We start from the raw sequence: 16,833 nt of genomic DNA, 5'->3' as shown, positions 1-16,833 counted from the left end.
GATCGTGGTGTCGGGCACCATGACCTGGCTGTTGGCGGTGCGCTCGACCAGCCACAGGTGCCGCGGGCGCAGGCCGGGCTCCTTGCCGTGGACGTCGGCGCCCATCATGCCGCCGTCGTCCTTGTGCACGCCCGAGTTCGTGTCGTGCTGTTGGAAGACGCGCGACGAGTCGCTGTACTCGTCCGGGACGCCGAGGTAGTGCAGCGTCTCGTGGGCGAGGACCTCGGGACTGGTGTTCGGGTTCCAGTGCGTCTGGTCGGCGTTCGGGTTGTTCGGGTCGACCTTGACCGTGGTGTGCGCGTCGGCCTTGTTGTCGACGAACTCCAGGTTCAGGTGGAACTGGTCACCGCTGGGCAGCCGGTAGCCCTGGTTCAGCAACGAGTCGACGCCCTGGGAGGCGTTCTCCTTCACCTGCGCCACGAGCGCGGGGTCGGTGTTCGCGGCGGGGTCGACGTACACCTTGACGGTGTACTCCTGCACGAAGTTGCCGGGGCTCGTCTCGATGCGGCGCAGGTCGTAGTTGATCAGGCCCTGGTAGGACTTGATGTTCGACGGCGTGCTGTCCGTGCGGACGTCGTGCACGACGACGTCGACGGTGCGCACGTCCTTGTCGTTGCGGCGGTCGGCCCACGTGCTGCGGTCGGCGGGCTTCTCCGGCGCGAACCAGTCGGCGGTCTTCGCCGGGTCGTGCCGCCACGACTCGTCGGTCAGGACGTCCTTGCCCTGGTGCGACTCCGGGGTCGGGGGAGTCATGGCGGGCGGCGCACCGCCCGCGCGGACGTTCTTCGGCTGCGCGTCGGCGTTCGCGGGAGCGGGACGCGACGAGCCCGCCTCGGCACCGCTCCTGCTCGACTCCGCGACGGAGGAGTCCTGCGGAGGCAGGGCCGGCAGCGGCTTCTGGTTCGCGTCCGGCGTGGTGTTCGTCGCCGGCGTGGTGCCGGTGTTCGCCGGCGTCGTGCCGTCCTTCGGCGGCACGGGCGGCGGCGTGGTGTTGAAGGTGGTGATCTCGCCGTCGACCTTGGCCTTGGCGTCCCACCACTTCTGCTGCTTGGCGTCGGCCTCGCGGCGGGCGGTGTCGAGCTTGGTCTCCGCGTCCTTGATCGCCTTCTCAGCGGCGGACTGCTCGTCGACGAGCTTCTGGCGCGCGGCCTCGGCCTCCGCCCGGGCGGCGGCCTTCTCGGCGGCGATCGCCTCGTGCGCCTTGATCTCGGTGCGGGTGTCCGTCGCGGTCTGGCGCTGGGAATCGAGTTCCGCACGCGCGTCGGCGACCTGCTGCTGCGCGTCGGTCAACGCGGTGTGCGCCGCGTCGGCCTCCTGCGTGAGGCGGTCGATCTCGGCCTGCGGCGCGCCGTTCGCCTTGGCGTCGGTGACCGCGTTGTCGGCCACCTGCGCGTCCTGGCTCAGCGACACGACCTGCGCGTTGAGGTCCCTGATCGTGGTGCGCGTCTGCGCCGCGTCCCTGATCGTGTTGTCGAACTGCGTCTGCCGCGACTCGACGTCGGCCACGGCGGCCTTGTGGTTCTCGATCGCCGTGTTCGCCTCGACCGAGGCCTTGCCGAGCGGCTGGTCGGTCCGCGCCATCACGGCCGCGGCCTCGTTGATCTTGTCCTGGGCGTCGTGCCGGGCGTCCTCGACGGCCTTCTCGGCGGTCCGCCAGTCGTCGGCCGCCTTCTTGACCTCGGCCTGCGCGTCCTTGAGCGAGTCGCTGAACTGGTGGTTCAGCACGGTCTCGGCGTCGGCGGCGGGCATGCGCACACCGGCGGAGCCGGGCACCGTCAGGTCGACGACACCGGTCTTGCCGCCGATCGTCGCCACCACGCGGTACTCGACGTCGAACTGCACGAGACCGCTGCGGGACGCGTCCTTCGGCTTGACCGCACCGGATGCGGACTGCGTGGGGTTGCCGGACACCGCCGAGGAGTCCTCGGCGCCGTGCCGCAGCTCCACGCCGCCGGTGCCGAAGTTGACGGTGTCGGTCGGGGCACCCTGCTTGATCGCCGCGCTGCCCTGAGCGAGACCGACCGACACGTCGGCGGTCTCGGAGACCTTGGCCTCGCTGGAGGTCTCGGTCGACCTCGAGTCGAGCGGCTTCTCGATCTTGACGTCGTCGCTGAGCGACCCGAGCTGCGGGTTGACGAGCTTCGCGTAGACCTTGACGTCGGCGTCCTGGCCGAACGTCAGCGCCGCTTCCTTCAGGCCCGGCACGTCGAGCGGGCCGGACAGCATCGACGGCAGGTGCGGCTGCAGGTTCTCCGGGCTGAGCGTCGAGAACAGGGCGTTGAGCGAGCCCGTTCCCTTGCCGGTCAGGCCCTTGCCCGCGCCCGCCTCCGTCATGGCCCGCACGGCGGCGTCACGCAGGTCCTTGGCACCGCGCAGGTTCTCCACCGACGCGGCCGGCGGCAACTGCGAGGCACGGGGGTCCTGCTGGAACGCGGCCGCCGCCTCCGGCGTGCCCTGGTCGCTGCCGCGCTTGCTGGCCGCGGACATGTACGGCTGCGGGGTCGCGCCGCCGGCGATCTTCTGGTTGTCCGCGTGCGTGCGGACCTTCATCTCCTGCGGGCCGCTCTCGGCCCGCGCGATCTCCTTGGAGCCCTTCTCGACGACGAGCTCGAACTCGACCGGGACGGTGTACTGCGCCGCCGGTCCGCTCGCCGTGCGGTTGGCGCCGAAGCCCTCGGTGACCGAGGTCGAGACCGAGGTGCCCTTGCTGGCACCGATGTTCGCTCCCGCCGCGACACCGGCGGTGCCGGAGACGTTCGGGTTCGCGCTGCCCGGCGAGGCGAGGCCGGGTGCGCGCAGACCGGCGCCCCAGCCGGTGCCGCGACCGGTGCCGTCGGTGGTCTTGCTGGAGCCGGCGACGTTGTGCGACATGTCGACGCCGTCGTTGACGACCTGGTCGAACTGCGGCGTGCCCGCCTTGGCGCGCAACGTGACCTGGTAGCTGTCCTTGCCGAACGTGCCGGGCTGGTGCACCAGCAGCGGCACGCCGCCGTCCATGGCGCTGTCGATCATCGCCTTGACGCTGGCCGGCGAGTTGAGGTCGACGATGCGCTGGAGGTTGCTCATCGAGTCCTTGAGGACCGAGTCCGGGATCAGCGCGTCGCTGCCGAACTTCTTGGTCTTCGTCGAGAGCTCCGCCGTGAGGTTGTTGACGACACCGGACAGGTCCGGCACCGACTCCACGTTGGACAGACCGAGCGCGCCCGGCTCGTTCGTCGCCACCGTCGACGGCGGCGCCATCTTCGGGAACTCCGGCTTCGGCACGCTCGACTCGACCTTGGGCAGCGCGCCCAGGTCGCGCGCAACGTCCTCGGACACCCGCACGAACACCGACTTCGGCATGTTCACCGTGACGCCCTCGGCGTTCGGCGTGCCGCCGTGCAGGAAGTTCCCGGCACGGCTCTCACCGACGATGGTGAACTCGGCGTCGATCTGGACCAGCACGGTCCGCGCCTCGCCGGAGGTGCTCTTGCCGCGGTCGACGGTGCCGCCGATCTCGTTCGACGTCGTCTTGCTGTCCGACCACGGCGTGAACTTCGCCGTCGCGGCGACGCCACCGGACCCGCTCGGGTTCGTCGGCGTGCCGGCGGGCGGCGGGGTCACGTTCGGGCGCACCGGCACGTTGATGCCGGCGGTCAGGTCGACGGACCGGCTCGTCGTGGACGACTCACCGGCCTTGTAGCCACCGCTGACCGAGTTGTCCGTGCCCGTGGTGTCCGAGACGGCCACCAGCTTGGCCTCGCCCAGCTTCACCGACATGCCGATGGCGCCGGACCGGTCGGTGACGCGCCGGTCGTACTTGAGGCCCTGCTCCTGCACACCGGTCTCGATGAGCCGCTGCAGGTTCGCCTTGATGTTCTCCGGGGCGAACATCTTGTCGATCTGCGCGCGGGACGCGGTGCCCGGCGTGGTCAGCGCCGAGTCGCCCTTCGCCGCGCGGTTCAGGGCGTCGATCGCCTGGTCGCGCAGCTCGGCCGTGTTCGCGACGGCCTCGACGTTGAGGAACTCCGGCGACTTCGGCCGGGCCTCCTTGGGGCTCAACAGGTCCTTGATGGACGGTGAGTCGTCGAGCTTGGTCGACTGCGGGTCACCCGGCTTGAAGCCGTCGCCGGGGTTGTCCTTGAGCGTCGCGCCGTCCTGCACCCACAGGGTGACCTTGCCGTCGATCTTGTCGAGGCCCGCGCCGGTCTTCGCGACCGTCTTCACCTCGGGCGACTGGAACCCTGGTGCGCCAGGGGTCACCGAACGCACCCACGTGCGCGGCCGCTCGAAGGTCGTGATCTCGATCTCGAACTCGACGTCGTTCGAGAACACCTGGGAGTCCGGGCTGCCCGACTGCGACTGCGTGGCCGAGACCGCCGGTCCTGCCGAGGTCTTGTCCGTCCACGAGTGGCTGTAGGACACACCCGCCTGCGGCATCGGGGAGACGGTGGCGACACCGGTCTTCACCGGGATGTTCGCGCGGCCCTGCACGCCGCCGGTCCAGCCCTTGGTGGTGCTGGTGTTGGCGTCGAGCTTCGGGCCGGTCGTCGTCGAGTCGCTGACGGTGTGCGCGTCCGCCTTGCCGAGGTGCTGCGGGTTGCTGAGCTTGGCCTTGACCGTGACGTTGACGTAGGTGTTCTTCGTCGTGCCGGAGTTCTTCAGCTGCACCGAGACGCCCGGACCGAGCAGGCTGTCCATGTTGGCCTTGAGCGCGGCGGGGGAGAGCGTCGCCGTGATCTTGCGTTGGTTCGCGAGCTGCTCGGCGACGTCCGAGAAGCTCTGGCCCTTGCTGCTGCGCGGGTTCGCGTCCGGGTTGTTCCACTTCGGCAGGAACTTCTCGAAGCCGGGGAGTTCCTTGAGCTTGTTCTCGACCTGGCTCTGCACCTGGTTGGCGGGCGTGAACTCGCCGACCTTCGCGTTGCCGGCGGCGAGCGTGTCGGCGACGAACGGCGGCAGGTACTTCGTGCCGGCGGTGGCCGGGTCGGTGATCGAGTTCCTGGTGCCGTCCGGGGTCGGCAGACCCACCGCACCGGCCTCGCCCAGGCCCATCCGCTGGTAGGTCGTGACCTGCATCTTCACGCTCTCACCGGAGGGCGTGCGGACCTCGACCTCGGCCGTGACCTCGTACAGGCCGGTCTCGGACTTCACGCCGATGCCGGTCTTGTGGTTGCTGCTGGAGCCCGCGTTCACGCCCTCGGCGGTGCGCGTGGAGTAGCTGCCGGTGGCGCCGACCGTGCCGCCGACCTGGCCGGGCACGCCGATGTTGGCGCCGACGCCCGCGGTGATGTCGAACCCGGTCTTGGTGGACGCGGACACACTGCTGCCGAAGGCGGAGGTGTCCTTCAGGTCCAGCGCGGCCTTGCCGCTCGTGCCGACGAGCTTCGCGTCCTTCAGTGTCGCGGTCATCTGTACCGCGCCGCCCTTGCTCGCGTGCGGGCTGAGCAGGTCGGGCGAGGTGACGAAGCCGCCGAGCATCGCCGGCAGGTTGTTGCGGATGGAGGTGGGGCTGAGGAAGTTCTGCAGCGCCTCGCGGCCGGGCGAGCCGACCTTCGTGATCGACGGGTGCAGCTTCGCGGCGACGTCGGTGAAGGCCTTGCCGGAGTCCTTGACCACCACGGCTTCCGGCACCGCGTTCTCGACCTTGGCGCCCCACTGCGCGTCGGGCGGCGTGACGGAGGCCGAGGTCTTGCCGGAGTCGACGATCGAGCTGAGGTCCTGCGGGATCTGCAGCGTGACGTCCGTGCCCGTGCTCAGCGTCGAGAACTGCTTGACCTCGCCGCTCGCGTCGGTGAGCGTGATCTCGTACGAGACCGGGACGGTCGCCTTCTTCGAGCCGTCGTCCGAGCCCTTGATCGCGCGGGCCTCGGTGACGGAGTTGCTGGTGGACTGCGAGACAGCGGGCGTCGCGAGCGCGGCCTTGCCGCCCAGCGAGCCGTACGGGCCCGCCGCGACACCGGCCGTCGCCGAAGCGCCGACGTCGTTGGACGTCGAGATGGTGTTCGTGGTGCCCGTGGACGCGCCGGCCTGGTAGCTCTTGTCCACCTTGGTGTCGGCGTTGGCCTGGACGTCCGTGGACGCGTCCGCGTGCATCTCGGCGCGCACGTTCGCCTCGAACCAGGCGTTGCCGATCTTCACCTGGAAGTTGCGGCCACCGTCGAGGAACGTCTCGAAGTCGTTCTCCAGCGCGTCCTTGATGCGCGCCTGGTCGTTCGGCTTGAGACCGGGGATCTCGGCGACGACGGCGTCGGCGCCCTTCACGTCGGTCGCCGTGATCGAGCCGAGCGCCTTGTTGTCCTGGAAGAAGCCCGGCAGGTTCGTGCCGGGGACCTGGCCGACGGGCTGCGGCGCCATGGTGGTCATCGGGATGACCGGGTTCGGCGTCGGCTTCGGCGGCGCGGGCCGGGTCTCGACCTCGGTGTTCGCGTCGCTGTTCGCGTCCGCGGCGGGGGCCGACCGCGTCTGCGTGTCGGGCGCGGGCGGTGCGGGGCGCGTGTCCGCGTCGGGGGCGGGCGGCGCCGGGCGCGTGTCCGCGTCCTGCCGCGCCTGCTGGACCTCCTGCGTGAAGTCCCGGAACGCTTCGAGGTGGCTGGTGTTGTGCCCGCCCTCCCGCGCGTCCTGGATCTGCTGGTCGACGTGCGCCTGCACGGCCGCGACGTCGGCGTCGCTGAACTGGCGCCAGCCCGGAGCGTTCGGGTCGGCCGGCAGCTGCAACGCGTAGGTGGTGATCGACGCGTCGCGGTTGGCCGTGAGCTGGTCGACCTGGTTCTGCCGCCACTGGACGTCGCGGCCTGCCCGCTCCCGGCGGGCCGCCTGCTCGTCCAGCATCGACTGGGTCTTGAGGGCGTCGGGCACCATGTCGGCGGCGTTCCACCGGGTGCTGTCGGCCTTGGCCTTGGCGAGACCCTGCTCGGCGATCTGCGTGCGCTGGTCGTAGATGTGCGGCGGACCGGCGTTGCGGGAGATGTCGAGCGCGTTCTGGATCGCGGCCGCGCGGTCGGGATGGGTGTTGTACGCCGGGTTCTGCTGCATCTCGCGCAGCGCCGCGGAGTCGAGGCCGTACAGCGACGCCGCGAACGACCGCGGCGAGGTGCCCTCCTGCACGGGGCCGAAGCCGCCGGGGACGACGAGGTCCACGTCCGGGTTCGCGGGCCGCGCCGCCGGGTCCTGCATGAACGGGCGCGGTTCGGGCTGGGGGGCGGGCGCCGGTGCGGGCTGGGCCTGCTGGTTCGCGTCCGCCGCCGCGGTGTCCCGGACGTCGCCGGCCGGCTGCGCCGGGGCGTCGTCGTCCGAGCGGACCGACGAGGCGTCGTCCACGTCCGCCGGCGGCGTCTCCGGGCGGTAGGACATCGCCGCGTCGGTGAGCTTGATGTCCTGGAGCTGACCGTAGAGCTGGTCCAGTTCCGGGGTCGGCCGGCCGCCCACGCGCGCGTCGTGGATCAGGTCGGTGACGTGGTCCATGAGGACTTCCACGTCCTGCGGCGTCACCGACTGCCAGCCGGGGGCGTCGAGGTCTGCGGGCAGGCTCAGCGCGTAGGTCGTGAGCGCGTCCTTGCGGTCGTACTGCAGCGTGAGCAGCTCGTTGGAGAGCTGCTGCTGGTGCTGCTTGAGGTTCCGCACCTCCGCTTCGCGCTGGGCCTGGTCCGTGCGCTGCACCTCGGACTTGAACATGTCCGGAAGCGCGTCGGCGAAGTGCTTCAGGTCCTTCGCCTTGCCGTGCGAGGTGTTGATCTCGCTCTGGAGGTCGCTCAGGTGCTGCTGGATGCCACCGGGCTTCTGGGCGATCTCCAGGTTGCGGGACATCTGGTCGATCTCTTGCAGGTGGAACGGGTCGTTGCGGTGCTGCGTCCTGAGATCGGCGAGCTCGGCCGGGGTCTTGCCGAAGAGCTCGGCCCGGAACGCCGCGAACTCCTGCCGCGGGCTCAGCTCGCGGCCGCCCGCGCGCGTGTCCACATCGGACTGTGCGTCCGACTGCGAGTCGACGTCGGACCGCACGTCGGAATCGGGGCCGTCGACGGCGGCCTCGTTCGCCCTCTCCTGCCGGATCTGCTCCAGCTGCAGCTCGAACTGGCGGTTGTTGAACTCCCGGGTCCTGGCGTCGAGGTCCCGCAGGCGTTCCGCGCGCGCCTCGGTGTCCGCGTTCATCTTCGCGATCCGCTCCTGGACGGACACGATGTTCGCGTGCGCGTCAGCGGCCTTGGCGAAGCGGTTGGCGTAGTCGGGATTGTTGACGAACGACAGGTTGCGTTCCGCCTGCGCCTTCAGCCCCTCGATCTCGGCGATCTTCTGGTCGAAGTCGGTCGACGTGTCGACCCCGCCGCCGAACACGTAGTTCCAGGCACCGGTGAGACCGGTGTTCGCCGCCTTGCCGGCGCGCGTGTTCTCCAGCGCGACCGTCAGGTCCTCCACCTGGGTGGCCAACCCGTCCACACCGCGCGTCGAGGCGTGGCCGAGCACCGTGCGGACGTCCGCCTCGTTCTGCACCCGCTGCTGCAGGTCCCTGAGGTTCTGGGCGTCGAACCCGGCGTTCTCCGCCGCCGCGATCTGCTGGGTCAGGTAGGCGTCGAGCTGGGGGAGCACGTCCGGCTTGATGTCCGCGAGGCCGTCCGCGTTCGGACCCGCGACCTGGGTGTCGAGGATGTGCGTGACGCCCACCCTCGGACCCTGGGCGTTCAGGGTGTTGATCTGGTTGTCGGTGTTGTTCTTCAGGTCGGTGAGGGTCGCGACCTGTTCCTTGATCGCCGCCGTCTGCGCGAGCTCCTGCGGCGACTGCATCATCTCGGGCTTGCGGGAGCCCTGGGACTTCGCCTCGTCGATCCGGCTCTGCAGGTCCGCCGACCGCTGCATCAGGTCGTTCATGAAGACCTGGGGGCCGCCGGGGTGCGCGGCCGCGCGCTTGATCAGCTGGGTGTTCTGGGCCGCGGTGTAGAGGCCCTCGTCCTGGCGTCCCTTGTAGAGGTCGCCGATGGTCTGGTTGACCTCCGCGGAGGACTTGCCGCCGAGCCAGGCCTCCATGCCGGCCCGTACCTCCTGCGGCGTCGGGCCGCCCAGCGCGCCGAACGTGCCGTTCTGCGTGTTGATCTGCACCTGAGGCGCGCCATCGGGGCCGTGCACGGTCGGCACGCCGTTGTTGTCGACGACGATCTGCACGCCCAACGACTGCGCGATCGAGTCGGGCAGGTGCGAGCCGACGTGCGAGTCGGCCCACGACGGCGTCTGCAGGGCGTGGTCCACGAGGTCGGCCGACGAAGGCAGCGCGCCGTTCGCCTTCACCTCCTGCGTGACGTGGTTGATCATGTCCACGTCACCGGGCTTCATGCCGCCGGTGTTCAGGCCGGCGTTCACGACGTCCCAGCGCCTGCCGGACCCGTTCGCGAGGTCGTTCGCGACGTTCGCCCGCCACTGCTCGACCTTGGCGTCGCCCGTGAGGCCGGGCACGTTCGGTTCCAGGTCGGGGTGGAACTTCGCGAGCGAGTCGGGGGAGACCTGGTTCGCGACCCAGTTCGACAACGCGGGCGGGTTCAGCCCGGGGTGGTCGTGGTTCTGGGGGTTCTGCTGGACGTCGGCACGAACGTTGTCCACAGTGGACTTGACGTCGCTGATGCCCACCAGCGGCGAGGAGTTCGGGACCTGCACGCCCTGGAACGCGGCGCTGCGCAGCACCGACTCGACCAGGCCGACCCTGTCGAGGTTCGGCAGGTGCGTCTGGTTGTTGGGCCGGACGTCGGCGTCCACGTCCACGTCGGAGTCGACGTCGAAGCTGCCGGGCAGGCCCGGCGTGTCCGTGGGCATCGGCCGGGTCTGCACGTCGGGACCGATGTCCGGGCCCGACTTGGCGTCCTGGGTGGACGGTGCGCTGTCCGGTGCGGGCTTGGGAGTCCAGTCCGCGGGCGGAGGCACCGTGGCGGGGCCGGCCGGGTTGATCGTGGTGTCGGGCACCATGACCTGGCTGTTGGCGGTGCGCTCGATCAGCCACAGGTGGCGCGGCCGGATGCCGGGGTCGTCCAGGTGGATGTCGGCGCCCATCATGCCGCCGTCGTTCTGGTGCACGCCCGAGTTCGTGTCGTGCTGCTGGAAGACGCGGGTCGAGTCCTTGTACTCGTCCGGAATTCCGAGGTAGTGCAGCGTCTCGTGGGCGAGGACCTCGGGGCTGGTGTCGGGTCCCCAGTGCGTCTGGTCGGGGTTGGTGGTGTTCTTGTCGACCTTGATGCTGGTGTGCGCGTCGGCCTTGTTGTCGGTGAACTCGAGGTTCAGGTGGAACTGGTCACCGCTGGGCAGCCGGTGGCCCTGGTTCAGCAGGTTGTTGACGCCGTTGGTGGCGTTCTCCTTGACCTGCGCGATGGCCTCTGGCGTCATGTTCGCGGCAGGGTCGATGTGCACCTTGACGGTGTACTCCTGCACGAAGTTGCCGGGGCTCGTCTCGATGCGGCGCAGGTCGTAGTTGATGAGGCCCTGGTAGGACTTGACGTTCGACGGCGTGCTGTCCGTGCGGACGTCGTGCACGACCTGGTCGACCGTCCGGACGTCGGTGTCGTTGCGGCGGTCCGCCCAGGTGCTGCGGTCGGCCGGGTTGTTCGGGGTCGACCAGTCCGCCGTCCTGGCGGGGTCGTGGCGCCACGACTCGTCGGTGAGGACGTCCTTGCCCTGGTGCGACTCCGGGGTCGGGGGAGTCATGGCGGGCGGCGCACCGACCTTCGGCACGTCCTTGCGGGTGCCGTCGGGGTTCAGGTTCGACTGCGGTGCGGGTGGTGCCGGGGGAGCGGGAGGTGCCGGCGGGGCCGCGGGCGGCGGAGTGGCCGGTGCGTCCCTGGTCGGCGCCGGGCCGTTGTTCTGCGGGGTGGTCTGGGGAGCGTTGCGGGACGGCGTGTCGGTGTCCGCGGACGTGGTCGTTTCGGTGTTCGGCCTGACCTCGGTGCCGGGCGCAGGGGGCGCGCCACGGGTACCGGGGTTGGACTCGGCGTCGAAGAAGGCGTCGTTGTCGGACTCGACGTCGCTGGTGGTGCCGGGATTCGACTCGGCGTCCACGAAAACGTCGCTGTCGGACTCGCTGTCGCTGTCGGACTGGGCGTTGGCGCCGGTGTTGGTCTCGACGTCGCTGTCGAATCCGAAGAGGCCGCCGCTCATGTCGGGGCCTTCGGATTCGGTGTCGGACTCGACGTCGCTTTCGACGTTGGTTTCGGCGTTGGTGTTGGTGCCGGTGTTGGTTTCGACGTCGCTGTCGAATCCGAAGAGGCCGCCGCTCATGTCGGGGCCTTCGGATTCGGTGTCGGACTCGACGTCGCTTTCGACGTTGGTTTCGGCGTTGGTGTTGGTGCCGGTGTTGGTTTCGACGTCGCTGTCGAATCCGAAGAGGCCGCCGCTCATGTCGGGGCCGTCAGACTCGGCATCGCTCTCGACGTCGCTGCCGGTGTTGGTCTCGACGGTGGTGCTGGGGGTCGTGACGACGGGAGGCGCCACCGAAGCAGGGGCCTGCTGGGCCGGAGCCTGCTGGGCCGGGGGTGCCGATTCCACCGGCGTCTGCGGACTCGGCACCTCGGCGTCCGGCGTCTGCTCTGCCGGGGCAGGCGGCGGCGGGGACGGCGGGTCCTGCCGGAGGGTCAGCGCCTGGAGAACCTGGTTGTTCTGCGGTGCGCGAGCGTCCTCGAACACCTGGGCGAAGTAGTTGCTCTCGGGACTGTCCTTCTGCGAGAGGTTCTTCAGCAGGTCAGCGAGCTGGGCAACGTCGTTTCGACCCGAATCCGGGTCGGTGGGATCGACCGGATCGCCCGGCTTGTTGCTCGGGAAGTCGTCGGCCAGCTGTTGCTGCAGCTCCGGCTTCCGCGACTCGAGCAGATCGATGATCTGGTCCACCTGCTCCTTGGTGAGGTCGACCGCATATTCGGAGTCGTCGAGGAACTTCGGCGACGGCTGGTTGCCGTTGATGACGCTCTTGATCTCCTGGGCCGCGTCCTCGGGGATTCCGGAGAGGATGTTCGTGACCTCCTCGCCCTTGCCGTGGAGCGCGGGCGAGAGCATGGAGGAGATCTGGGAGACAGAGCTGGCGGCCTCGCCGGGCTCGCGGTCCGGCGACACCACGTAGTCCCCGAGCGCCTTGAAGGTCTCGATGGCGGTGGTCACCTTGAACGCCTGCTTCGCAGGCGACGGGTTCTTGGGGTCGGTGTCCGCTTCCAAGGCCGCGTTGAAGCTCGCAGTCCATGCGGTGTCCGCCCGCAAGCCGTTGCTCGCGTTGTTCAGGTTCGTGGTGGCGGCGTCGGCACCGGGGACGTTCGGGTAAGGGGTCTTGCTGGTGAGAACGGAGATGTTCGGCCGTTCGACGAGGTGCGCGAGGTTCGTGGAGTTCGCGCCCTCGTTGATCGCGGGCAGGGTGCCGAGCTGGAAGACCTGCTGGAACACCGCCTGGGGCATGGACCCGGTGTTGACCACCAGGACGTCGCCCTGCTTCAGGTTGTCGATCTTCTCCTGCAGGTCGGGTGAGGTGATGTCCGCGCGCTGGATCCCGTCCACCTCGGGCTGCGGCACGAACCAGACCGACGAGGGGGTGATCTCCATCATGATCGCGGGCTTCTGGTCCAGCGAGTGCAGAGCCATCGCGAGGTGGTTGGACACACCGGGACGGCTGATGGGGTCGACAGCCACGAGGCCGTAGACCGGCATCATGTCGGCCTTGCCGCCCAGCACCGCGTCGGCGACCGTCTTGATGCCCTCCGCCTTCGGGTTGCCGGGCATCTCCTGGTCGATGAGGTTGGCCAGCGCCTGCGGATCGGTGATCTTCGGAACGTCGTAGACGTACCTGGCGTCCGGGCTGATGTGCGGGTCCAGATCGATGATCTGGACCTCGCCGCCAGGGGCGTCGCGCTTGATCAGAAGCCGCTTGCTGCTGTCCCAGGCATAAGGCTTGAGGATGACAGCTTCGTTGACCTTGTTCTTGTCGAGGTAGTTGGCGGCGGTTTTCGTGTCGTGCGCGTTGAGCGAGTCGTCGCCTGCCGACATCAGCAACGTGTTGCTGTCGGCGGGATGGTTCGGCGAGCTGCTGACCTCGACCTCGCCCAGGTCCGGCGTGATCAGGAGTTCCATCTTCGGCACGGATTCCGGATCGGTGACGAAGGTGATCTTGTCCTGGTAGCCGCCGTCGCGCAGCGCCTTCACCAGCGTCGTCGCGGCGGCCTGGTGGCCGAGTCCCGCCGCGTTGTCCACCGCGACGATGACGTTGTCGACGTCCGCCAGCAGGTCCTTCACCGTCGGAGCGGCGTCAGAGGGCGGGGTCTCTTGCTGGACGTCGGTGGACGAGTCGGTGTCGGTGTTGGGATTGGCGTTCGTTCCGGCGGCCGCCGGCGGCAGCACGACGAGGTCGGGCGTGACGGTGGGGTTGGCCGTCGGGTTCGCCGTGGTGTTCGGGTTCGGCGCCGCGCCGGTGGGCGGCGCGGGCGCCGGCCGCGTCTGGACGGGCGGTGCGTCGGTGTTGGGGCCGTTGACCGGCGCGTCGACCTGCGGCGCCGGCCGCGTCTGCGGGCTGGCCGGCGGCACGTTCGCCGCGGTGTTGGGCGACGGCGTGTTCGCCGGGGGGACGGTGGTGTTCGGCGCCGGGTTCGGCGTCTGGACGGGCGGAGCCGAGGTCTCGGACCTCGGCGCGGGGGCCGGGTTCGGGTTCGGGTTCGGCGAGGTGTTCGGCGCCGGGACGTTCGTCTCCGGACGCGGTGAAGGCACGGCGGGGGGCGGCGTCGCCGTGTTCGGCGGCGGGGTGGTGGCCGGCGGGGTGTTCGGGTTCGGCGACTGCGTGTTCGGCGCGGGAGCCGGGTTCGGCGCAGGCGCGGGTGCCGGGTTGGGTGCGGGTGCGGGTGCCGGGGGCGGCGTGTTGACCGGGGGTGCGGCGGGTGCCGGGCGCGTCTGTGCCGGGGGCGGGGTGTCGGCCCTGGGCTGCGGGGCCGGCGTCGTGTCGGGCCGCGGTGCGGGCGTGGCGGCGGGCGGAGGCGTGTTGACGCTCGCCGGCGGCGTGTTCACGTTCGCCGGAGGCGTGTTGACGTTCGGCGCAGGCGCAGGCGCCGGGTTCGGCGTGTTGACCGGGGGTGCGGCGGGTGCCGGGCGCGTCTGTGCCGGGGGCGGGGTGTCGGCCCTGGGCTGCGGGGCCGGCGTCGTGTCGGGCCGCGGTGCGGGCGTGGCTGCGGGCGGAGGCGTGTTCACGCTCGCCGGCGGCGTGTTGACGTTCGTCGAGGGCGCGCTGACGGGCGGCGCGCTGACGGGCGGCGCGCTGACGGGCGGCGCGCTGACGGGCGGCGCGCTGACGGGCGGCGCGCTGACGGGCGGCGGGGCCGGGCGCGAAGAAGCCGGGGGCGGCGTGTTCGTGTTCGGCGCGGGCGTGTTGGGCGGAGGCGTGTTGACCGGCGGTGCGGCTGGTGCGGGACGCGTCTGTGCCGGAGGCGTCGTCGTGTTCGGCGCCGGGGTGCCGGGGGTGTTGACCGGCGGTGCCGCGGGGGCGGGGCGCGTCTGCGCGGGCGGAGCGGTCGCCGCGTTGGGCGACGGCGTGCTCGGCGGAGGCGTGTTCGGCGACGACGTGTTCGGCAGCGGGACGTTGGCGTTGGGCTTGGGGGCCGGCGGGGGCGTCGAGGGCGACGTTCCCGGTGCCCTGGTGATGGTGTTGTCGGGCGTCGGGGCCTTGGGCGCGTCGAACACGCCCTTCGTGCCGCCCGTGCTGGGGACGTACTTGCTGCCGCCTCGCTCACCACCGGTCGCGCCGGGCGCGCCGCCCGGTGCCATCGGCGGGGCCATGCCGGGGGAGGCGGCCGGCGGGGTCGGCGTCATGCTCGGGGCGGCGCCGCCGCGCGGGCCCGCGCTCTGCGGCGGGGTGCTGACGGCGCTCTGCGAGCCGGGGGTGCTGCTGGGGTCCTTGTAGCCGGGTGCCGTGGGCGTGTACGCCGCGGGGGTCTTCGCACCGCCACCGGGCGTGGAACCACCGGGCGTGGAACCGCCGGGCGTGGAACCGCCGGGCGTCGAGCCACCGGGCGTCGAACCACCGGGCGTGGTGGAACCACCGGGCGTCGGGCCACCGAGGCTGGGGTCCTTGTAGCCGGGTGCGGACGGCGTGTACGCCGCCGGGGTCTTCACGCCACCGCCCTGAGTCGCGCCACCAGGCGTCGAGGTGGGCGGCAGCGGGACGTTGGCGTTGGGCTTGGGGGCCGGAGGGGGCGTCGAGGACGACGTTCCGGGCGCCTTGGTGATGGTGCTGTCGGGCGTCGGGGGCTTGGGCGCGTCGAACACGCCCTTCGAGCCACCGGTCGGGACCTTGCTGCCGCCGCGCTCGCCGCCGGTCGCACCAGGCGTCGCGCCACCCATCGGCGGGGCCATGCCGGGCGCCATCGGGGGAGCGGCCGCGCCGCCGCGCGAAGGCGACGTCACGGCGTTCTGCGGCCCGGGAACGGTCGTGGACGGCTTGGTGCCGGCCGCACCACCGGGGTCCTTGTAACCGGGCGCCGACGGCGAGTAGGCCGCAGGGCTCTTGGCACCACCACCGGGAGTGGCACCGCCGGGGGTGGCACCGCCGGGCGTCGCGCCGCCCTTGCCGCCGGGAGGGGTCGCGCCGGGAGTGCCGGGAGGAGTCGCGCCGCCCTTGCCGCCGGCGCTGCCGGGCGGGGTGTAGCCGGGGGCCGTCGGGGTGAAGGCGGCCGGGCTCTTGACGCCGGGGGTGGACCCGCCGCCCTTGCCGGCCGCGCCCGCGGCACCGGGAGGGGTGTAACCGGGAGCGGTGGGCGTGAAGGACGCGGGGCCCTTGGTGCCGCCGGGCGTGGCTCCGGCGCCGCCCTTGATGTTGGGTGCCGCGCCGGCGGTGGTGCCGCCGGGGGTCTTCCCGCCGGTCGTGCTGGTGCCGCCCTTGCCGCCCGCACCACCGGGAGGGGTGTAGCCGGGCGCGGTGGGGGTGAAGGCGGCGGGTGCCTTGGTGCCGCCGGGGGTGGCTCCCGCGCCGCCCTTGATGTTCGGCGCAGCACCGGCGGTGGTGCCGCCGCCGGGGGTCTTCCCGCCCGTGGTGCCGGTGCCGCCCTTGCCGCCCGCACCACCAGGGGGCGTGTAGCCGGGCGCGGTGGGGGTGTACGCGGCGGGTGCCTTGGGGCCGCCGGGCGTTGCTCCCGCGCCGCCCTTGATGTTGGGTGCGGCAGTGGCCGCGTTGCCACCGGGCGTGGTGACACCGCCGCCGGGCGTCGCACCGGTACCGCCCTTGATGTTCGGGCCGGCGGCGGCGGGGCCACCACCGGGTCCCTTGACACCGGACGTCTGGTTGTTCGCGCCGCCCTTGATCGCCTGCGGGCCGTTGGCCGTGGCGCCGCCGGGCGTGAAGTTGCCGGAGCTACCGGTCCCGCCGCCCTTGATGCCCTGCGTGCCGTTGGCCGTGGCGCCGCCCGGCGTGAAGTTGCCCGACGTGTTGTTTCCGTTGCCGCGGACGTTCTTCGCGTCGGTCGTCGTGTCGATCGACTTGATGTTCGTCTGGTTGGTCTGGTCGACCTGTTGCGACGTCTGCAGCGTCGCCTTCAGGTTCGACTGGACGTCGGTGAACGCCTTGGAGCCGCGGTCCGCCTGCGTCACGGCGTTGTCGTTGGACGCGTTGAGCGCCGGCACCGCGAACAGGCCGATGGGGCCGAGGGCGTTGCCGCTGAAGTTCAGGCCCCGCAGGCCGCTCGAGATGCTCGACAGCCGGGACCCCAGGTCACCCGCCTTGTTCTGCAACCCCTGCATCGAGGAGTCGTTCATGGAGTAACCGCTGTTGCCGGTGGGGCCGCCCCCACCCGTTCCGCTGGTCGGCGGCGTCGAGGGGGGCGGGGTGGCCCCGGGGTTCGACGACGGGTTCGGGTTGACGTTCCCCTTGGCCAT

Annotated in this window: 1 protein-coding gene (running past one end of the window); it reads right to left on the bottom strand. The window is 71.1% G+C overall.

Going from position 1 to position 16,833, the window contains the following annotated elements:
• Positions 1-16,833, bottom strand: the 5' portion of a protein-coding gene (locus BMY74_RS45255; protein WP_089921391.1) for a hypothetical protein. The gene continues 14,007 nt to the left of window position 1, outside the view; 16,833 of the gene's 30,840 nt are visible here — the first part of the coding sequence; it begins with the start codon at positions 16,831-16,833; its stop codon lies off the left edge, out of view.

The sequence above is a fragment of the Lentzea albida genome, from assembly GCF_900111005.1.
GTDB classification, from domain to species: Bacteria; Actinomycetota; Actinomycetes; order Mycobacteriales; family Pseudonocardiaceae; genus Lentzea; species Lentzea albida.
The sequence above is the reverse complement of the archived record's forward strand: the minus strand, read 5'-3'. Positions and strand labels throughout refer to the sequence as shown.